General features: G+C 32.0%; 17 protein-coding genes. 15 read left to right on the top strand and 2 right to left on the bottom strand.

The window, feature by feature from the left end:
• The first annotated feature begins 11 nt into the window (after positions 1–11).
• The 10 genes from OL234_RS05725 (at position 12) to OL234_RS05680 (ending at position 13,834) form a co-directional block, all read left to right on the top strand.
• Positions 12–1,361: a gluconate:H+ symporter gene (locus tag OL234_RS05725; protein ID WP_275468289.1), complete on the top strand. Its 1,350-nt coding sequence runs from the start codon at positions 12–14 to the stop codon at positions 1,359–1,361.
• 347 nt (positions 1,362–1,708) lie between these two features.
• The gene (locus OL234_RS05720) at positions 1,709–3,274 is read left to right on the top strand and encodes an ABC transporter substrate-binding protein (RefSeq protein ID WP_275468288.1); all 1,566 of its coding nucleotides are present in this window, start codon (positions 1,709–1,711) and stop codon (positions 3,272–3,274) included.
• A 98-nt stretch (positions 3,275–3,372) separates the two neighbouring features.
• On the top strand, positions 3,373–4,332 hold the full coding sequence (locus tag OL234_RS05715; RefSeq protein ID WP_275468287.1) for an ABC transporter permease: 960 nt from the start codon (positions 3,373–3,375) through the stop codon (positions 4,330–4,332).
• A complete protein-coding gene (locus OL234_RS05710) occupies positions 4,332–5,162 on the top strand; it encodes an ABC transporter permease (protein ID WP_275468286.1) in 831 nt (276 codons plus the stop codon). The genes OL234_RS05715 and OL234_RS05710 overlap by 1 nt, the downstream gene beginning before the upstream one ends.
• Positions 5,163–5,164: 2 nt before the next feature.
• Entirely contained in the window at positions 5,165–6,043 is an 879-nt protein-coding gene (locus OL234_RS05705; protein WP_275468285.1) for an ABC transporter ATP-binding protein, read from the top strand.
• A 12-nt stretch (positions 6,044–6,055) separates the two neighbouring features.
• Positions 6,056–6,949, top strand: a complete 894-nt coding sequence (locus tag OL234_RS05700) for an ABC transporter ATP-binding protein (protein WP_275468284.1) — start codon at positions 6,056–6,058, stop codon at positions 6,947–6,949.
• 135 nt (positions 6,950–7,084) lie between these two features.
• Positions 7,085–9,247 carry a Mur ligase family protein gene (locus tag OL234_RS05695; RefSeq protein ID WP_275468283.1) on the top strand — a complete coding sequence of 721 codons (2,163 nt, stop codon included), beginning with the start codon at positions 7,085–7,087 and terminating at the stop codon, positions 9,245–9,247.
• Positions 9,248–9,512: 265 nt separating this feature from the next.
• A complete protein-coding gene (locus OL234_RS05690; RefSeq protein ID WP_275468282.1) occupies positions 9,513–10,949 on the top strand; it encodes an MFS transporter in 1,437 nt (478 codons plus the stop codon).
• A 142-nt stretch (positions 10,950–11,091) separates the two neighbouring features.
• The gene (locus OL234_RS05685) at positions 11,092–12,402 is read left to right on the top strand and encodes a hypothetical protein (protein WP_275468281.1); all 1,311 of its coding nucleotides are present in this window, start codon (positions 11,092–11,094) and stop codon (positions 12,400–12,402) included.
• A gap of 118 nt (positions 12,403–12,520) precedes the next feature.
• Positions 12,521–13,834 (top strand): hypothetical protein, encoded by a 1,314-nt coding sequence (locus OL234_RS05680; protein ID WP_275468280.1) that lies wholly within the window; start codon positions 12,521–12,523, stop codon positions 13,832–13,834.
• A 9-nt stretch (positions 13,835–13,843) separates the two neighbouring features.
• Here OL234_RS05680 and OL234_RS05675 read toward each other — a convergent pair whose 3' ends face one another.
• Positions 13,844–15,349 carry a helix-turn-helix domain-containing protein gene (locus tag OL234_RS05675; protein ID WP_275468279.1) on the bottom strand — a complete coding sequence of 502 codons (1,506 nt, stop codon included), beginning with the start codon at positions 15,347–15,349 and terminating at the stop codon, positions 13,844–13,846.
• A gap of 401 nt (positions 15,350–15,750) precedes the next feature.
• Between OL234_RS05675 and OL234_RS05670 the strand changes: the two genes are divergently transcribed.
• The 4 genes from OL234_RS05670 to OL234_RS05655 all read left to right on the top strand — a co-directional run bounded on the left by OL234_RS05670 (position 15,751) and on the right by OL234_RS05655 (position 18,449).
• Positions 15,751–15,951, top strand: coding sequence for a hypothetical protein (locus OL234_RS05670; RefSeq protein WP_275468278.1), 201 nt, complete (start codon positions 15,751–15,753; stop codon positions 15,949–15,951).
• A 167-nt stretch (positions 15,952–16,118) separates the two neighbouring features.
• A complete protein-coding gene (gene efp, locus OL234_RS05665; protein ID WP_275468277.1) occupies positions 16,119–16,682 on the top strand; it encodes an elongation factor P in 564 nt (187 codons plus the stop codon).
• A 247-nt stretch (positions 16,683–16,929) separates the two neighbouring features.
• Positions 16,930–17,817 (top strand): fructose bisphosphate aldolase, encoded by an 888-nt coding sequence (locus tag OL234_RS05660; RefSeq protein WP_275468276.1) that lies wholly within the window; start codon positions 16,930–16,932, stop codon positions 17,815–17,817.
• Between the two features lie 200 nt (positions 17,818–18,017).
• Complete coding sequence (locus OL234_RS05655; RefSeq protein ID WP_275468275.1) at positions 18,018–18,449, top strand: hypothetical protein; 432 nt, start codon at positions 18,018–18,020, stop codon at positions 18,447–18,449.
• A 96-nt stretch (positions 18,450–18,545) separates the two neighbouring features.
• On the opposite strand, the gene OL234_RS05650 is transcribed toward OL234_RS05655, so the two are convergent.
• Positions 18,546–19,520, bottom strand: a complete 975-nt coding sequence (locus OL234_RS05650) for an FUSC family protein (RefSeq protein ID WP_275468274.1) — start codon at positions 19,518–19,520, stop codon at positions 18,546–18,548.
• Positions 19,521–19,799: 279 nt separating this feature from the next.
• Between OL234_RS05650 and OL234_RS05645 the strand changes: the two genes are divergently transcribed.
• Complete coding sequence (locus tag OL234_RS05645) at positions 19,800–20,189, top strand: hypothetical protein (RefSeq protein WP_275468273.1); 390 nt, start codon at positions 19,800–19,802, stop codon at positions 20,187–20,189.
• Positions 20,190–20,295 lie beyond the last annotated feature (106 nt).

Raw genomic sequence — 20,295 nt, 5'->3', positions numbered from 1 at the left:
GGGTCAATAAAATGGAGTTAATCATTGTTGGTATAGGTATATTGCTATTATTATTTTTAATTATGAAGGTTAAATTAAATACTTTTGTTTCACTAGTTATTGTCTCATTAGTAGTTGCTATAGGATTAGGAATGCCTTTGACTCAAATAATCACTACGATTGAAAATGGTATTGGCGGTCAATTAGGACATTTAGCACTAGTTTTTGGTTTTGGTGCTATTTTAGGTCGGTTGGTAGCTGATGCGGGTGGAGCTTATCGCATATCGACAACCTTAATCAGTAAATTTGGTAAAAAACGAATACAGCTAGCTGTATTGGTGGCATCGTTTATTATTGGGATCGCTTTATTTTTTGAAGTTGGCTTAGTTTTGTTGATACCAATCATCTTCACAATTGCTAGCGAGTTAGGGGTTTCTATTTTGTACTTAGGAATCCCTATGGCAGCGGCTTTATCAGTAACACATGGTTTTTTACCACCTCATCCTGCTCCAACAGCAATTTCAGGAATTTATGACGCTAATATTGGGATGGTATTAGTTTATGGATTTGTGATAGCGGTTCCCACAAGTATTATCGCCGGGCCACTCTATACAAAAATCGCTCAAAAGTTGGTTCCAGCTGCCTTTTCACAACAAGGAAATATCACCGCGCTAGGCAAACAAAAAGTATTTAAATTAGAAGAGACACCTAGTTTTGGTATAAGTACGCTTACTTCTTTATTTCCAGTTATTTTAATGGCTCTTGCAACCGCTTACGAATTAGCAATTGGTAGGAAAATAACAGAAGAGTCACCGATGTTAGATCAAGTAATTGCTTTTCTTGGAACGCCAGGTATGGCCATGTTGCTTTCCTTATTATTTGCTATTTATACTATGGGAATTAGACGTCAGCAAAAAATGACAACGATTATGAAATCTGCTGAAGATGCAATCAAACAAATCGCCATGATGTTATTGATTATAGGCGGTGGCGGAGCATTCAAACAAGTGCTAATCGATGGTGGAGTAGGTGACTATGTAGCTGGTTTATTTGTTGGTTCTAGCTTATCGCCATTGATTTTAGGTTGGCTAATCGCAGCAGTTTTACGTGTCTGTCTCGGTTCAGCGACAGTAGCTGCTTTAACAGCAGCTGGTTTAGTAGCACCTTTAATGACCGCTACAGGGACCAATCCAGCTTTAATGGTTATTGCAACAGGAGCTGGGAGTTTAATTGCTTCCCATGTTAATGATGCTGGATTTTGGATGTTTAAGGAGTACTTCAACCTCTCTATTAAAGAAACTTTTGCCACTTGGACGATGTTAGAATCAATTATTTCTGTTGTTGGTTTAGCGGGAGCATTAATATTAAATCTAATTGTTTAATAAAAAGATAGTTATGCGACTGAACGTGATAAGTGGCATAGCTATCTTTTTTATTCGTAATTTAACTCATTATTTTTTAATGTTTTTTTCAAAAGCAATAATTGTATTTATAAGAAAATTAACTCTGATAATATCGCCGGTCCTCTTGATAAAAACGTTTTAAACCTCTGGTTTAATCATAAAAAGAGTGCTTTATAGCTCTTATATAATTTTTCTGACATTTTGTAAGCAAATAGCACCTAATTAATTGACGTAGCAATTAAGAGTCAGTTATACTGAGGTCTATTATAATAAAATGATTAAAAGATCCTTTAAATCAATTGATCATCTAGAAAGTAGGAGATTTGATGGAAAAGAAAAAGATTATCCCTATACTAATGTTAGGAGCTTTGGTGTTGGGGGGGTGTTCTACCAATCAGAAATCTGAGAAATCAGATAAAGCACAGGTAACAGATAAAGATACGTTTACCTATGCTATTAATGGAGACCCAACGTCTCTAAACCCAATCAATGTAAGTGATCGCTGGGGATTAACTGTGACGAACATGATTTATTCACCGTTAGTGAGAGTTGAAGGCGACGGAACACAAAAGATGGAATTAGCAGAAAAGCTTGAACCTACAGACAAAGGTAAAGCTTTAGTCGTTGAATTAAAAGAAAATGTTAAGTGGTCAGATGGGCAACCCTTTACAGCGGATGATGTTGTCTTTACTTATGAACAGAAAGTGAAAAAAGAGAATGGCGGAGCTGATACGCTATGGATTGATGACAAGCCGATCAAAGCCGAGAAACTTGACGAACATACAGTTAAATTTAACTTACCCTCAGCAAATGCTGCGGCTATCAATAATATAGCGACAGAAACTTATATTATTCCAGAGCATATTTTTAAAAAAGAAGGGGATTTTTCTGGTAGCGAGTTAAAAGGAGAACCAGTTGGAACTGGACCTTATAAATTAGATAAGTATCAACGTGGTGAATATTTACAATTTAGTGCTAATGAAACTTACTATGGTAATAAAGCAACCGTTCCTAAGGTGAATTTAAGAATCATCAGTAGTGCGGATACTACAAAAGTCGCGTTGCAAAAAGGTGAGGTAGATGCCTCATATATTTCTCCAAACAATATTAAAGATCTAGATGGGACTAAGCTAGATACGTATGAATATAGTGAAAATCGTGTCGGTTACTTAGGTTTAAATAACAATTCAGAAAAATTAAAGGATGTCAAAGTAAGGCAAGCTATTTTTTATGCTCTAAATAAAGATGATTTAAATAAAGCTGCTTACTTGTCAGATAAATATTATGAAAATGCCTATTCATTTTTACCACCTAACAACCCTTTTTATTCTGACAAAGTTGAAAAGTATGAAACAGATATAACTAAAGCTAAGACTTTATTAGGTGAAGCTGATGCAAAAGATTTAAAATTAAATTTAGCATTTGCTTCAGATGATCCTATTCAAACTTTACAAGCTACTTTAATGCAACAGCAATTACAGCAAGTGGGTATTACAGTCGAATTAGCTGGTGGTGATGGGACAGCAATGTTTGCTGAGCTAAAAAAATCAGATACAACAAAATATGACTTGTTTATCGGTGGTTATATTATGGGAACAGATCCAGATTTATATACCTCACTATTTAAATCAGATGGTTCGGCAAACTATTTCCATTATGCTAATAAAAAGGTTGATGACTTATTCAACCAAGGCGCCATAGAGTTAGATGAAGCAAAACGCCATATCATTTATGAAAATTTACAAAAAGAGCTAATGGATGAAGCAGTTATCTATCCGATTGTCGATAGTCGGAAGGTTTTAGCTGTCAATAATCGGATAGAGGGCATTAAGGAATCAGGTTTAGTCCCAATTTATACCTTTGAAGACCTATCCAAAATCAAAATTAAATAAACAGTGACTTAAGATTTAACTGTTAATAAATTTAAGCTTCACAATTTAGCCTAGAGCATTTTGTGAAGCTTTTTTATTTAAAAAAAGGATGTGTTAACATGGTAAAGTATATTACTAGAAGGATATTACAAGTGATTCCAATGTTATTAATCGTATCATTTATTGTTTTTTTTATGATACATTTAGCACCATATGATGCTATTGATGCAATTACGACACCAAATATGTCCCAGGAAGCAATTGATCTTTTACGGCAACGTTATGGTTTGGATCAATCATTTTTGGTGCAATATGTTTTATGGTTGAAAAATATTTTAAGTGGAGATTTAGGTTATTCATTAGTAACGCAACAAAGTATTAGCTCAGAGTTACTAACCCGTATTCCTAACACAATTAAACTTATTTTACCTGCTTATTTAACCGCACTAATCATTGCGGTTAGTTTAGGACTACTGGCAGGAGCAAATAAAGGCAAAGTTATTGATCGCTTGATTGATGGTATCTGTTCCATTGGTATCTCAATGCCAACTTTTTGGTTTGCTATGCTTATGATTTATTTATTTGGTTATCGTCTAAATTTACTGCCAATTATTGGCATGCATACAGTAGGGCAAGAGGGGTCATTTATTGATTTTTTCAAACATTTTATTATGCCTTATTTTGTTCTTGTAGTCGCTTTTTTTCCTGATCTAACAAGATACGTCCGCTCCTCAACATTTTCTCAATTATCTGAGGATTATGTGATGGTTCAACAATCTTTTGGGGCAAGTAAAAAAGAAATATTTATGAAACATATCAGTAAAAATGTCCTTTTACCAATCGTCACTCAAATTGGTTTGGCGTTACCCATGCTAGTAACTGGCGCCATCATTACAGAAAGTATCTTTGGCTGGCCAGGTATCGGACCGTTTTTAATGACAGCTACTAAAGGATTAGACTATCCTGTAATTATGGCAGTTATGTTACTGTCTGCAACCTTAGTTATTCTTGGTAACTTATTATCTGATGTTCTTTATACAATAATTGACCCAAGAATCAATCAAAGGGGGACTAAATAATGTGGAAAGACACAAAGTGGCGTCGTGTATTAAAAAATCAACCAAGATACTTTATTTCAATTGTTTTTTTGAGCCTGCTATTATTGTTAGCTCTATTCGCACCATTTATACCAATTGATCCTAACATGACAGATGTAGGAAATATATCAGCACAACCAAGTTTGCAACATATATTTGGAACAGATGAAGTTGGTAGAGATTATTTTATAAGAGTCATTTATGGGGGACGTATTTCATTGTTAGTAGGGATATTAGCCATGATAGCTTCAACCTTAATCGGAACCTTAGTTGGGTTGATATCAGGTTATTACGGAGGATGGTTAGATAGCTTGCTAATGCGAGTTGTCGATATTTTATCTTCAATTCCTTGGATGGTATTAGTGATCGTCTTAAGTGTTTTATTAAAGCCAGGGTTAACAACAATTATTTTTGTTATCGGTTGTTTTTCTTGGATGAGTATATCTCGCTTAATTCGTGCTGAGACCTTATCAATTAAAGAAAGAGAGTATGTTATTTATGCTAATTTTATTGGTGAAACCAACGTTAACATAATTAAGAGACATATCTTGCCATCTGTTATCCCAACTTTACTGGTGGCAGCTACTGGGAGTATTTCAGGTGCTATTATGACCGAATCAGCATTGAGTTTCTTAGGGATTGGGATTCAGCCACCTGTTGCGTCGTGGGGGAGTTTATTACAAAGTGCTCAAAGTAATTTGCAGACAGCACCGTACATGGCAATCTTACCAGGTTTATTCATCATTATGACAGTTTATTCATTTAATAATCTGGGTAATTTTTTCCGTGATATTGTTCGAGAGGAGAATTAATTATGGCAACAGAAAATAATTTGTTAGATATTAAAAATTTAAAGGTCACTATCACTAAAAAAAATCGACCGGAAGTCAGTATTATTAAAGGAATTGATTTAGCTTTACCTAAAGGAGAAATTATCGGTATTGTTGGTGAGTCAGGTAGTGGTAAAAGTATGACGATGAAAAGTTTAATGTCAATTTTACCAGAAGATGCAAAAATGACTGTCGATTCTTTTAGCTTTGATGGCAAAAATTTAAACAACGAACGTTTACCTGGTGCTATGATTTTTCAAGATCCAATGACGGCTCTAAATCCTTTAAGAACAATAGGTTATCATTTGATTGAAGTGGTGAGAAGATACAGCTCAGTTACGAAACAAGAAGCCAAAAAAATAGCCGTTAAAGAGCTCATTAAAGTAGGCATTTCATTACCAGAAAAACGTATGACCCAGTACCCTCATGAACTTTCTGGCGGGATGCGTCAACGTGTCCTAATTGCTATGGCGTTGTTAGCTAAGCCAAAAATATTAATTGCTGATGAACCAACAACAGCTTTAGATGTAACTGTTCAAGCACAAATTTTAGACTTGATTCGCCACTTACAACAAGAAGAAAAGCTAACCGTTGTCTTAGTTACTCATGATTTTGGTATTGTAGCAGGGATGTGTCAGAGTATAAAGGTAATGTATCAAGGACAGATTGTTGAAGAAGGAACGACTGATGAAATTTTTTATGAAGCAGCCCATCCTTATACTAAAGAATTACTAAGAGCAATTCCTTCTGGGGATAAAAATGGGAAATTATATGCTGTTTCTAATCAAGAATTAGTCAGTGATACCATCAATCAAAAGGGTGAGTTTCAGACATTATCTGAGACCCATCGTTATTTAAGTTAGGAGCTGAGTCAATTGACACGAGAATTAATCAAATTAGAAAATGCAACGAAATATTTCTCAGTAAAAAATAATATTGGTCAAACTGAAACGATTGTTAAAGCAGTTGATAATATTTCACTAACAATTGATCGCGGGGAAACTTTAGGGTTAGTAGGAGAGTCGGGAAGTGGAAAAACGACTTTAGGGAGAAGTATTTTACAATTAGAAGAACTCGATAGTGGTGAACTTTACTTTAATGGCCAAGAACTACGTCATTTATCAAAAAAAGAAAGAAAAACTTATCATAAGCGCATGCAAATTATTTTTCAAGATCCCTATTCGTCATTAAACCCCCAAAGAACTGCGTTAGATCAAGTTAAAGAACCATTAAATTTATTGTTTGATAAGAGGGAAGCTGAAGAAAAGGCAAAAGATATCTTAAAAAAAGTAGGGTTTACAGAATCTGATTTTACTAAATACCCTCGAGAATTCAGTGGGGGACAGCGTCAAAGAATTGGAATTGCACGGGCTGTGGCAGTTGAGCCAGAATTTATCTTATGTGATGAACCAATTTCTGCTTTAGATGTGTCAATTCAAGCACAAATCATCAACTTATTAGTAGAATTGCAACAAGATTTAGGCTTGACTTATTTATTCATCTCCCACGATTTATCAATGGTCCGTTACATTTCAGATAGAATCGCGGTCATGTATTTGGGACAAATTGTAGAGATAGGGTCTACCGAGCAGTTGTTTGATAACCCTCAGCATCCTTATACTAAAAAATTATTATCTGCCATGACTATTGCAGACCCAATAAAGGCTAGAGAGCAGCAAAAAAATAAAAAAGTACAACCTACTAATATTCCTCGAACAAAAGAACCTAAATGGGTTGAGGTTGAATCCAATCATTTCGTGATGGTTTGATATAAAAAAAGCTACCTAAAGGTAGCTTTTTTTATTATCCAATTTATTTTAAAAAAATAGATTTATTAAATCCTCTTAGCAACATATATAATATTATAAAAGTAAAATAGATTGATTAATGGAGGGACATGAAAAATGAAAGTCAAGTTAATTGAACAACTTTTAGAAGGATATTGGTATATTGAGCCTAAGGGAAATGAAATTATCAATCAAACTATTATTGATGCCACTAAGTTAGCCAGCTTAAAGAATAGTTTATTTATTGCAATGGATCATGAAACATGGTTAAAAGGGAGCGGAAATAAAAAAGGAAGTATCTACGATAGTTGGACAGACTCTCATGAACTAGTTTTAAATTATAGGGAAAATGTGTCATTATTGATTGTGCAGAAACCTATTGAAGAATTAAAAGAAATTCCTCAATTTGTTATGAAAAATACCTATGAAGCCTTAACAATAATTTCTGAACAGTGCAGAAAAGAATTTGAAGGCAAAATAATTGCCATCACTGGAACTGTTGGAAAATCAAGTACACAAAATTTCATTTTAAAGTTGTTGCGTAGCAAGTATAAGGTTATGGGTTATGGAAATAGTCGCACAGCCGTTAGAACAGGGTTAGCAAAGTTATCATCTGATTATCAATTTGGAGTTTTGGAAGTAGCTATGGCAGCATTATGGTATGGAAAAACAGGTATTGCGAAAGAGATCAAACCAGATATTGCTTTGATTACGCAAATAGGAATCGGACAAAGAGGAACAAGTGAAGAAAAAACGGCTAGTTATAAAGCAAGAATTGCTTCAGGCTTAACAGAAAATGGCGTAGTAATTATCAATCAAGACATTGAGGTGATTGATTGCTTGTTAAAAGAGGTGTCACAATATACAACTAATATTATGACATATGGCTTACATGGAGGGGATATTGTTTTAGAGAAAAGTGAGAAAACAGATGATACCTATACCTTAACAGTCAAAAATAATTTAGCAAATACCAAGTATTGTTTCAGTGTTCCTTATTTAGATGATGGTTTTATTTCAAACGTATTAGCTACAATAAGTACCTTGTATGCTTTGAATGAAGATGTTAATAGTTATCTCTCATTATTTAATCAGTTTAAATTGCCAAAACATGTTTTGGAAAAACAATTTCTACCCAACAACTCACTTTTGATTGATGATACGTATAATGCAGAACAATTATCAATGAAAAATGCTATTTCTTATTCAAAAAAAGAGTTATCAAATTTTAAAGGAAATAAAATAGCTATTTTAGGACGAATTATTAATTTACGTGAATATAGTGAAGAAGTCCATCGTTCGTTAGCACCACTATTGATAGATGCTGGTTTTGACAGTGTTTATACATATGGTCCAGAGATAGATTGTTTGCAAGATGAGCTGCCTCCAAAAATGAGAGGTGGTCATTTTACAAATCAAGAATTGTTGTTGAGTTATGTAGTTGATAATTGTCAAGAAAACTCATATATTCTTTTAAAAGGTTCTAGTCGTAACAGTGATATAAAAAAAATACGACCAAATTTGGTAACAAAGTTGAGTGATTCTAAAAAGAAAATCTCGATTATCAAAAAAGAAACCGATAGCTTGACGCCACAAGAATGTTTAAAACATAATCAGTTAGGTATGGGAAATATTTTAATCGTACTAAAAACATTAGAGTTAATTAATTTAAATAAAATAAAATTATCAGATGTTACTATCTGTAGTGAAAATCCACCAAAATCAGGTAAAAGTAAACGTTCAGTAGGTTTGGTTCAAGGAAGCAGTTATTCTATTTTAGAATTACTCAAATATTCAGCTAATTTAAATGCACCCGATGCATTGATCTGTTTAGCAGAATCTATTTGGGGGTCGCGTTCTCAAGCTAAAAATGGCTTGAAAAAAATGGCGCTTGAAAAAGGACTAGGACAAATAACTGTTAAAAATATTACTGGTAGGAAATGTAAAGAGGAACAACAAACAAGATTAGTAGACTTACAGATTATCGCTAGTGAATTTAAAAAATTACCTCTTGCAAACATAAGTTTACTTCAAAATAATCCCATAATAATTAATGATAAAGAGTATTCTGTTCAATCCCCAATTGATCAAATAAACTATACATTATCTTCTATTGTTTGGGGAGAAACATTACGTACAGGTTTGTTATTTAGAATAATACAGGGTAAATTAGAGGTAATTATTGTATTTAATAATCAAAATTATATGGATATGATACGGGAAATAGACAAAGAAATGTACAATAATACTAATCGTTTATTACTGGCAAACATGACATAATAACAAAAAAGCAAACGAGACTCTCGTTTGCTTTTTTTGTTGACTGATAAGTGTAAGTGAGATAGAATAAAGCAGTAATTGAGAATCGTTCTCAATTACTGTCGTTTTTATTTATATTTTTGTATTAAATAGTCTTGCGCGCGGAATATTTAATAAAAAAATTGGATAGGGTTATGTTGATTTTCTAACGGTTGAAAGTTAGAAAATAAATTGAGGTCATCAATGAGCCCAGATCAATAATGTATATAGGGAAAGGTTGTTATCCATGTCACTAAACAATAAAAAAGTAGAAGAAATCAAAAAATGGTTGTGTTTGGCTATTATTTTATTACCCAATTTAATGATTTCTCTTAATACATATATGTTACAAGTTGCACTACCTATGATTCAAAAAGAAATAATAGCTAGTTTTTCAGAGGCACAAATGATTCTTAGTGGTTATGCTTTGGGTTTATCTGCAACACTTATTGTTTGTGGGAAACTCGGTGATTTATTTGGTCAAAAACGCTTGTTAAAATGGGGAGTCATTGGCTTTATGTTGACCGCTGTGCTTGGAAGTATTGCTCAATCTGCTTGGCAGTTAATTTTCATTAGACTGTTACAAGGGATATTTGGTGCGTGTATTCAGCCACAAGTATTAGTATTGATGAGAAGTAATTTCAAAAAAGAGGAGCATTCATTAGTATTTGCTATCTATGGTGCATTAACAGGAATTGGCTTTACTTTTGGTCTAATATTAGGAGGGCTAATCATGCACTTGAATTTATGGAATTTAAGTTGGCGTAATATTTTTTTAATAAATATTCCCTTTTGTTTCTTAATATTAGTAGGCCTAGGGTTAGTTTCTGAATCTACAAATTTGAAAAAAGATGCGATTGATTATACGGGAGCTATTATCTTGATGATTGGCGTAACGTTAATCGCATACGAATTATTTTATTTTAAAATTAGACAATCGGCTAGCACATCACTTCTCATCATTTTATGTGGAATAGGCATGATTGGTTACTTTATAAAGCATGAAAAAAGAATGGTAAAATTAAAAAAAACTGTATTATTAGACATGATTATTTTTAAACAAGTAGGGTTTACATGGGGATTATTGACCATTTTAGCAGTATATATAAATATGTTTGGTTATTTTTTCCTCATCACTTATTATTCTCAGTGGCGATTAAACTATGATGTTCTTTTAACTAGTCTCGTATTCTTACCTTTGGGGATTGGTTTTATTTTATCCTCACTATGGTCAGCTAAACTATTGAGGCTATTACAAAAAAAATTACTTTATTTAGGAGTGACACTAATGCTGTTTAGTGTGCTTGCTCTTAGTTTTTGGAGTTATTATTATGGGGAGCTATTAACGCCTGTTGGACTCCTAGCACTCAGTGGTTATGGTATCGGATTAGGGATGAGCACTACGCCTCTAGTTGGTTTAGTTTTGAATTGCTTGCCTTTTAAATTTTCTGGAATTGGTGGAGGTCTGTTAAATACCATTATGTACTTTGCAAATATGTTAGGTGTCTGTTTGATAGGTATTATCTTTAATTATGGTATAAATTTATTATCCGTTTCAGAAAAAAGTAACAATATGGCGATACAGAAAAGTTTTAGTTACTCGCTTCTAGTAGTCTGTATTTTTATTATGTTAACTCAGATACTTGTTTTTTTATTTTTTAAAAAAACTGAAAATAAGTTATAATGAAAATAGACAAGATGCTACCTTTAACCTAGCAGTCATTATCCAAAATATTGTTGTTTTATATTTTTTGTTTTGAAAGATATTGTCATTCACGTTAAGATAAAGGTATTAAAATCAATAGTAATTAAGAAAGAGGCCATTTATGACCCAATTATTTTTTATAATGCTATGTTTCATTTTTTTAATCTTACTCTCTCGTTACTCTATTGTTGAAAAGCAAGTCAGAATTGATTTGTATCTAACTATCCCTCAAGATAAAAAAGAATTAAATCCTCATCCTGACATGCGTGATATTTTGATTCAAAAATTAATGATTAAAGAGTATCAACGAGATAAAAAAGACTTTTTATTATTTAAAAAATGTGATGTTGAAATAGGCTATAATAACAATGGTCATTTCCAACATCTAGCTAGTACCTGTTTTAATCAAGATGGTTATTTAGAAGGGATTCAGTTATCACAAATTCCTAGACGAACAGATTATCTTTATTTGTTGGTGACACTGGGAAATAAAGAATTGGGTTATATTACCAATTCTAAAAATTATCCCTATACGTACAAGATAAGAATTCCGATTAAATCAAAAACAATTAAAATCAAACAAGTTTTTTTAACCTCGTTTAGTTTGCATTATAATAAGCAAGTCGCTTTAGCCCAACGTGCAGCTTTACGGGCATTAAATTATTATGTAGAAGTTGTGGAGGATCAAAAAAATTGCATAGAAATGGCACAAAAATTACTAAACGATCAACGCGAAATAAGATTTTCTCCTATTAATATCGTATTTGAAAAAGGGTTTGAGAAAAATCAGGGAAACGGGTTTTATCGAAAAGGTTACAAACAGGCTCAAAATCCTAACATTGTTATCAGAGATAAAGATAATTTCACTAATACCTATCTAAAGGGAAATATCGTTCACGAATGGGCGCATTGGACTATGTATCAAGCCATTGGTCATCATAAAATGGCCACAGGCTCTTATGAATCGCATGATAGTTACAATAGCGATTTTGGCGTGTCCTATAAAGAAGGGTGGGCACAGTTCCAAACTATGCGCTACTTATACCAATATGGCTTATCAAAAAAAAATATTACGTGGGTACAAACCCAAAAAACTGAAGACGGGATACCACTCTTAGGCTTATCAACCAATAACACTGTTCGAGGGGTATTACTAGATTTGTATGGCGTAAAAAATGATACCACCCTTTTTGAAATAACTAGTCCGTTTATGTCAGGCTTAATTAATTTAAAAAAACAAGATCAACTTGCTGAAGGCTTACTGTATCTAGCTATGGTTGACAGTCAAGCTAGTGATTTATCCGAGCTACTAGTTTTTATAAAAAAAATGTATATTAAAACACCTGAGCAACAAAAGAAATTTGTTAACTTATTAAAAATTAATGGGTTAAATGAAGACGGAACCTTTAATGATAGTAAAACAGATCACTAGAATGTGATCTGTTTTTTTATCCAAAAATTGTAAATATTAGAATTATCGCTTTTGTTATCAATAGAAGACAGGTGTTAAAATAAAATAATATCATATTAAAGAAGGAAGTTGGTCATTTATGAAAAGAGTGACACGAATGATCGTGCTGTTTCTTAGTTTAGTTTGCTTGAGTTCCTGTGGTCTGTTGGAAAAAGAATTACCGATTATTAGTGACATAGCAGAGCTGGGCACTGTTAAAACAGATAAAATAACAGATGATGTGACAAGAACAGTTACTATTATAAAATTTAAACCTAAAGAATATTTTCAAAATAAAACACGAACCTATCCTTTTTCACAAGCAGAGGTCACTATTTTCTATAAAGTAGGAAAAGCCCTTAAACCACTTTTGCACACACAATTTAACCAACAGGGAGAATTGAAAAATGAACTATTAAAAGATGTTCCTCAAGGAGTTCAGACACTCTATTTTTCTATTAAATTAGGAAATAAAAAAATGGGTTACATTACTCAGCCTAATAATTCTCCTTATAATTTTGTCATACCGTATACCATAACAGACAAGACTAGTGAAATAAATGATGAGTTTCTCACTTCTTTCAAACAATCAGAAAAGAAAAAACTAGCCTTTCGTTATCATTCAGCAAATCGTGCTTTGAATTATTATGTGCAGGTGTATGAAGATCAAGTGGCAAGCGTTTCTTTGGCAAAGAAAATCTTAAATAATAAAACAGATGTCAGATTCAAACCAATTGATATTGTTTGGGAGTATGATTTTGAGAAAGGGCGGGGGAATGGCTTTTACAGAAAAGGCTATCAAAAAGCAGGTAAACCAAATATTGTTGTTAGAAATGGAGATAATTTTGAAGATGATTACCTTCTGAAAGAAATCTTACATGAATGGGCCCATTGGAACATGTTTTGTTTACTAGGAGATAAGATGGCCCCTCAAGGTTATCAAAAACACAATACTTATAATGATATAACTGGTGTTTCTTATAAAGAAGGCTGGGCATTATTTCAAACAACAAGATACAATAACGGTTATCATTGGGCTAAACGGCATGATTTACAAGTTCAAACGTTGATAAATGATGATGGGATGCCCATATATGGCCGCTCTACGAACAAAACCGTTAGAGGTATCTTAATGGATTTATTTGATAAAAGTAATGTTGATGAAACATTCGATATCACGCAAAGTTTTAAACTTGATACAGTAACGTTAGCAAAAAAAAGTCAATTGGCTGAAGGTATTATGTACCTCGCAATGATTGAGAGCAAGGCTACTACATTAGCAGAGTATTTAACCTATATCGAGACAAATTATGTGAACACTGCTAATGAGAAAAAACGCTATCAGCTCCTTTTAAAAATTAATGGTCTTTCAGATGTGGGCGAATTCACCTTAGGAGAAATAAAAGAGAACTAACAATTATTGTTAGTTCTCTTTTATTTCTGGCATGATTTTTTCAAAGTAGATGGTACTAATATAAGCTAACAAATTTCTATTCCAGGTTTTAGAAAAAGGATCTGGCAAATAAAAAAAATTAGTTGTTTCAGGAGAGTGATATAATTGGTCAGAAATAATGAGGTCAGCAGGAGCTAGACTGTTATTAATAATAATAGTATCTTCATTAAAAAGTTGCTTTAATTGTGTCTTTAGAGAATTTTCAAATGCCAGATTATTTTCAAAATCTAATGTAATAAAAAGCTTTTGTTGATGGATGCTATAGTAAAAAATATTGATAAAATGATTAAAAACGGCGATATTAGCTGCGAATAAATTAGAAGCTAAGCAATTTTTTTTCAATACAAGCTTGTTTTTTTTAAGTTCTTTTGAAAGTGATAAATAGGAAAAACAATCTTTAGGACTTCTCGCATGTTGAATCAGGTGATCAGCAGTAAATATTTTCTTCAAATCGCTAGGGTACAGTTTATAGTAGATAAAATAAAGTAAAAACTCTCCTCTAAATAAGATTTTCTGTTCTTTGGTCAACTTAGGAAGTAAATATTCAATTTGCTTCGCTATTGCCATGACATCTTTAATAAAAGAGTTCGAATGTGTTACAATTTTTTCAAATCCCATAATAGTTATTTCTTTCGGTCGAAGTTCTGTAAATAAGACATTAGTCATAAAGGATAAATAATTAAAGGTGACCTCATTTTTGTTAAAAGAGACAGTCAAAGGATTATAGATAGGTAAGTATTTGCCAATTATTTGTAAAAGTATCTCTGTTTCTGAATCTGGAAAACTTAATTTGTTTAACTCAGATAGGTGATTTTCAATAAGGTATTTAAAATTTTTAGCTCGGCGCTGATTGGCAGAATTAAAGGATAGAACTCTTTCTGGTAAAAAATAGTGCTGATACAGGGTATGAGAATTAATTTCATTTGAAGAAAGAGAAGTTTTAAAAATTTTAGTATGATAGTCATGCATTAAAAAAGAAAATAAAAAAGTATCCATGCTATTTCCATCAAGATAAAGTTTATTATTTTGGCTCCGTATCATCAAGCGATGTGTTTTTAGATAGTTATTTAATTTATTGACCAGTCGTAACAAATGGGTTTGAGAAATTAAGATATTTTGACACATGTCATCAATAGTACTGTGTTGATGTGCTAAGACTAATTGGATAATTTGATAGGCATAAGAATTAGTTAGGTAGGTTTGTAATACTATTAGCAACAATTCGTTTCGATAACCTGATTGAGGTTTTCTAGATAATTTAATCATATGACCTTCACGTTCGATATAAGGGAGGTTAGGTCCTGTTTTTAAAATAGAATCAATTTCATCTAGGTAACGATTGAGCGTGGTTAAAGGTATTGATAACTCTTGGCATAAATCATATTTAGAAATATAGTGACTTTCATGTAACTTTGATAGGGTTGTAATCGTTTTGATCTCATTTTTTTTTAAAAATAGTTCAAAAATAGTTATCACTCCTGTTTATCGAGATTAATAGAGTAATGTTATCATAGTTTGAGAACAAAAAACAAATGAAATGAATCCCACTAAATGGTTAGATTTAACCAAAAAAAAAGCATGTTTTAAAGTGAATGAATTGTTATGATGTAAGTATAATTTCTTAATCAACTACTAGAGATTATAAGTAGCTACCTCTGATATTGTATTCAGAGGTGTTTTATTTAATGGTAAGAAAGATTATCATTATCAAGATAAAAGACTAGTTAAGGTTATGAGGGATATGTTATGAAGTAACTTATATTTAAGGGGAGAGAAGTAAGTTACTTCATAATAACTAGTGATAGTAAAAAACCTTTTGTAAGGTTTTTTTTCTTGTATAAATTTAAATCATAAAACTAATTAAAGGAGTGAGTAGAATGTTTGAATTAGATAAAAAGAAAATTATTTATAAAGTGGTGTGGCAAGAAGGAAAAAATAAAAGACAGACTACCCGTTTTATGTTGACTAATTATGAAGTAACAAAAGAAGAGCTTATGACTTCCTTAATACCAATCTTTGAAAAAGAACTCATAGTCTTAGTAAGCATCGAGAGAGAAGAAGAGGCTTGGCTTATTTAGTAGTAAATGAGTAGGGAGCGAAAATTTCTTTCTAAAAAAGTAAAAATATAAGAAAAATAATAAAGGTTCATACGTTTTTCCCTAGAATAACGGAGTGTAATTTGCTACAATGATGTAGGAATAGTTTAACATAATCTCTATTTAATTAAGAAAAGGGGAATTTTAAAATGATTGCAATTAGTGATCTTAAATCAGGTATGACATTCGAACAAGACGGAAAATTAATCCGCGTTATGGAAGCTAGTCATCACAAACCTGGTAAAGGTAATACAGTAATGCGTATGAAACTTAAAGATGTACGTACAGGTTCTACAACAGATACAACAATGAGACCTGATGATAAAGTAAAAAAAGCTTATATTGAAGGTAAAGATGTTCAATATTTATATGCACAAGATGATATGGCTAATTTTATGGATTTAGAGACATATGAACAATATGAAATTCCAACATCAGTCATTGAAGATGAATTGAAATTTATGTTGGAAAACATGGAAGTTAAAATTCAATTTTATGGAACTGAAGTAATTGGGATCACATTACCATCAACAGTTGTGTTAGAAGTAAAAGAAACGCAACCTTCTATCAAAGGCGCTACGGTGTCAGGTTCTGGTAAACCAGCTATTATGGAAACTGGTGTTGTTGTAAACGTTCCAGATTTCATCGAAGCAGGTGAAAAATTAGAAATTAATACGCAAGAATGTACTTATCTTAAACGTATTTCTAAATAATAAAAAACCAACTCTAAATAGAGTTGGTTTTTTTGATGAAATCAGGACTAATAGTTTATAAATAGCTCCTTTAGTATAAAAAAGAAAGCCTAGTAATGCTGATATAGAAGACTTTCGATTAAATAAGACGTCTTAATAAGTTTAATGTGAGCGTTATTTGTGTTTTTTTGTGAAAAATGAGGTACAATTTGTTTTGTAAGTAATTATAAACTTATTTATTAAGACTATCGTGTAAAGGAGAATTATAATGAATAACGAACAACTAAGTAGAATGACCAATGGTAAAGGCTTCATTGCAGCATTAGACCAAAGTGGTGGCAGTACACCGAAAGCGTTAAAAACTTATGGATTATCCGAAGATAGCTACAAAAATGAGGAAGAAATGTTTGATTTAGTTCACAAGATGAGAACTAGAATTATGACTAGCCCAGCTTTTACTTCCGAAAAAGTGGTAGGAGCCATCTTATTTGAAGGTACGATGGAGAGAAATGTTTCCAATATGCCAGCTGCTGACTATTTATGGAAAGAAAAAGGAATAGTTCCATTTTTGAAAATAGATAAAGGATTACAAGAAGAACAAAATGGGGTTCAATTATTAAAAGAAATTCCTGATTTAGATAAACTGTTAGAAAAAGCTAAAAATTATCATATATTTGGTACTAAAGAACGTTCAGTTATTAAATTAGCCAACAAAAAAGGAATAACAGAAGTCGTTTCCCAGCAATTTGATTTGGGGAAAAAAGTAGTAAGAGCAGGCCTAATACCGATTATTGAACCTGAGGTAGCTATTGATAGCCCTGAAAAAGAGGCAGCAGAAACTATCTTATTCGAGGAATTAAAAAAACAATTAGATGCCTTAGAACCTAATGTGAAAGTTATGTTAAAATTGACCCTTCCAACACAAATTAATTTATATAAAGAGTTAGTAACACATCCGAATATTATTCGAATTGTTGCTTTATCGGGTGGTTATGCAAGAGAAGAAGCAAATCAAGTATTAGCTAAAAATCAAGGCGTGATTGCTAGTTTTTCTCGCGCCTTAACAGAAGGTCTGACAGCTAATCAATCAGAGGATAGCTTCAATGAAAGCTTAAAACAATCTATTGAGGGTATTTATCAAGCCTCTATCAACTAATTTATTAGTAACCTTCTAACTCTAGTATTATTTTCATCTAAGCGTATACTGAAAAACTCACAGACAATTTTTTTATAGTAGTGATAAGTAAGTCCTTCTATTTCACTAATAGGAGGACTTACTTATCTTTTTAGGATAGTGTATACTGTATGGAGCAATGTGATTTTAGATATCTATGTACGCGTTTAGGAGGCAATAATATGGCACAAGAAAAAACTGTATTAGTTGATGTTTGGGATATTCCAGTGGATGAAGCTGAGACCTATATTACTAAAAGAAATGAGATGAAAGAATTCTTCTTAAAAGAATGCCCACCACGTTTTAGTCAAATTGAAAATGATGGTGAAGGCTATGAAGAGGGAGAATATATTGCGGCAGAAAATTTTCAAACAGGTGAGCAGTTATTTATTTTGCTAGATCCGATTGAATTAGATCATTACCAATCTTGGGATGATAAAGAAGCCTATTTAGAGAATATCATTTGGCATCAAGCAAAAATTGATTATTTTTATACAGAATCTTCAAATTTAGGAAAATATGCTAAACGAACAATGGAAGATTGGGAGAATTGGATAAAGGAACAATTTGAATCTGAGTTCAATCAAAGCTACAGTGGCAGATACATTCGTTAAAATCGAGATCGTCTTATTTTAAAAATGATAATGTAGAATAGTACAGAAATAACATTAAAAACACCCAATCTCTTATAAGTAAGAGATTGGGTGTTTTTAATTTGTAAGTTTTTGTAGTCTTTCCCATTTAGGTAGTTCTATTATTAGATAGACAATAAGTACTAATAAAATACCTGCTAGGAGAAATAACACTCTCGTTTCAATAGCTATAGTAGTCGGCCACATAAGACTTGTAGCAGAGAGAGCATTCATAGTATTGAAGGTGGTTTGTAATAAATAAGTATCTAGGAATTGATAAATATAGGCTAAACTAAAGGTTAAAATTATAGTATAATCACTGGGAACTAATAAATGAAAGAGTAAGAAATAAACAGCACAACCAATTATCGTTGCTAAAGCTCTCTCACCAATTCGACGTTTCATATCATTTTGAGTCAATTGTGTCACAGATAAAACAGTCATACATAGCCACATTCCGCGCTCTAACTGAAAATACTGACTAATGAATAAGGCGGTTGTTAAAGCTAAAGTTAATTTAATACTGAATTTTCTAATTTCAACCTTTTTAAAATTAGCAATCAAGCATGTTGCCAATGAAGGCTTATCGACAGTGTTAGGATGTTTCTTTTTGTAAATAGTAGCTATGACAATACCAGATATTAGTAGAAAAACCATTCTAACACTTAGAATGATACCTGAATAAATACCTGAGTTAGAAAAAATAACGAGTAGTATAAATGGCATAAAGAGTTTATAATTAAATGGTTGACTGGTCAGTAATGTAACAAAAAATATACCAATCAAATTAATAAGTAGACCAAACCAGATATTTAATGAGGCCAGAAATGTTAGGAAACCGATCAAGGGAAAAGAAAGAGCAAGAAAAGTTGTCGCATGTTTATATTTAAAAGGGAGAGGACTATAACTAAACATCAGAAAACCAGTGACTACTGCCACGGCATCGAGTGTCTCCTGCTTTGTAAAAATAAAAGTAATAGCTGTGATGAATAAAATTATTTTTGCAATCATAAAAAAGTTGTTTTTCATTGTGGTACGATTGATCTCTTTCATTAAGACTCACTCCTATAAATTATTAGCATTGAACAATATAACATAGTGTGTGTTAATAATAAAGAAAATATTAGCATATATTTCTATATATAATACAGGTCAAGCGAAAGTGACTGTTAGTAAAAATGGTAAACTTGTATAAAAAAAGTTTGTCTTGAAAAATTTAAAAAATCATAGTTTTTATAAGTAAATTGAAGGTGGTTATAGGGTATAATGGAATAAAATCCTCAAGTAACCGAGTAAAAATTAATGAGTTAGAATTGGTGAAAGGAATTAGAGATGAATAAAAAAATATTAGCAACAATTGTGTTATTGTTTTTGGTTTTGGCAGGTATTGCCTATTTAAAGACAGAAACTTCATTTTTAGGAGAAAAAAAAGAAGTAAGTCAGGAAAGTAAACCTAAACAAAAGAAAAAAGAACCTAAACAAAAACAACCACAACCACAGGAAGAAAAGAAAGAACCTAAAAGTACTGATGAGACTTGGAAACCTTTATTTGAACAAAATCTATATAATATGTATCAAGTAACCGTGCAAAAATATGTTTTTGCAGGGAATTTTAATGATCACGACTACTATGGCATTTATGTGAATGAATTGGAAACAGGAGTAAAACCGTATGTAACAGTTGATGCAGAAACAGGCTCATTTTCCTTAGTAACAGACTAATTATTATAAAACTATTCTTAACAAACAAAAAGAAAAAGACTGAAATGGAGAAACAGTCTTTTTCTTTTTGTCTAAAAAAACTAATTTGATAAAAATATGTTTTTAT

This window comes from Vagococcus intermedius (assembly GCF_029144185.1).
GTDB classification, from domain to species: Bacteria; Bacillota; Bacilli; order Lactobacillales; family Vagococcaceae; genus Vagococcus_D; species Vagococcus_D intermedius.
Note: the sequence above shows the minus strand (reverse complement) of the source record. Positions and strands in the feature narration are given on the sequence as shown.

Coding starts and splice junctions, on each gene's coding strand:
- OL234_RS05725 (WP_275468289.1), top strand. CDS start 12: ATGGAGTTAATCATTGTTGGTATAGGTATATTGCTATTATTATTTTTA.
- OL234_RS05720 (WP_275468288.1), top strand. CDS start 1,709: ATGGAAAAGAAAAAGATTATCCCTATACTAATGTTAGGAGCTTTGGTG.
- OL234_RS05715 (WP_275468287.1), top strand. CDS start 3,373: ATGGTAAAGTATATTACTAGAAGGATATTACAAGTGATTCCAATGTTA.
- OL234_RS05710 (WP_275468286.1), top strand. CDS start 4,332: ATGTGGAAAGACACAAAGTGGCGTCGTGTATTAAAAAATCAACCAAGA.
- OL234_RS05705 (WP_275468285.1), top strand. CDS start 5,165: ATGGCAACAGAAAATAATTTGTTAGATATTAAAAATTTAAAGGTCACT.
- OL234_RS05695 (WP_275468283.1), top strand. CDS start 7,085: ATGAAAGTCAAGTTAATTGAACAACTTTTAGAAGGATATTGGTATATT.
- OL234_RS05690 (WP_275468282.1), top strand. CDS start 9,513: ATGTCACTAAACAATAAAAAAGTAGAAGAAATCAAAAAATGGTTGTGT.
- OL234_RS05685 (WP_275468281.1), top strand. CDS start 11,092: ATGACCCAATTATTTTTTATAATGCTATGTTTCATTTTTTTAATCTTA.
- OL234_RS05680 (WP_275468280.1), top strand. CDS start 12,521: ATGAAAAGAGTGACACGAATGATCGTGCTGTTTCTTAGTTTAGTTTGC.
- OL234_RS05670 (WP_275468278.1), top strand. CDS start 15,751: ATGTTTGAATTAGATAAAAAGAAAATTATTTATAAAGTGGTGTGGCAA.
- efp (WP_275468277.1), top strand. CDS start 16,119: ATGATTGCAATTAGTGATCTTAAATCAGGTATGACATTCGAACAAGAC.
- OL234_RS05660 (WP_275468276.1), top strand. CDS start 16,930: ATGAATAACGAACAACTAAGTAGAATGACCAATGGTAAAGGCTTCATT.
- OL234_RS05655 (WP_275468275.1), top strand. CDS start 18,018: ATGGCACAAGAAAAAACTGTATTAGTTGATGTTTGGGATATTCCAGTG.
- OL234_RS05650 (WP_275468274.1), bottom strand. CDS start 19,520: ATGAAAGAGATCAATCGTACCACAATGAAAAACAACTTTTTTATGATT.
- OL234_RS05645 (WP_275468273.1), top strand. CDS start 19,800: ATGAATAAAAAAATATTAGCAACAATTGTGTTATTGTTTTTGGTTTTG.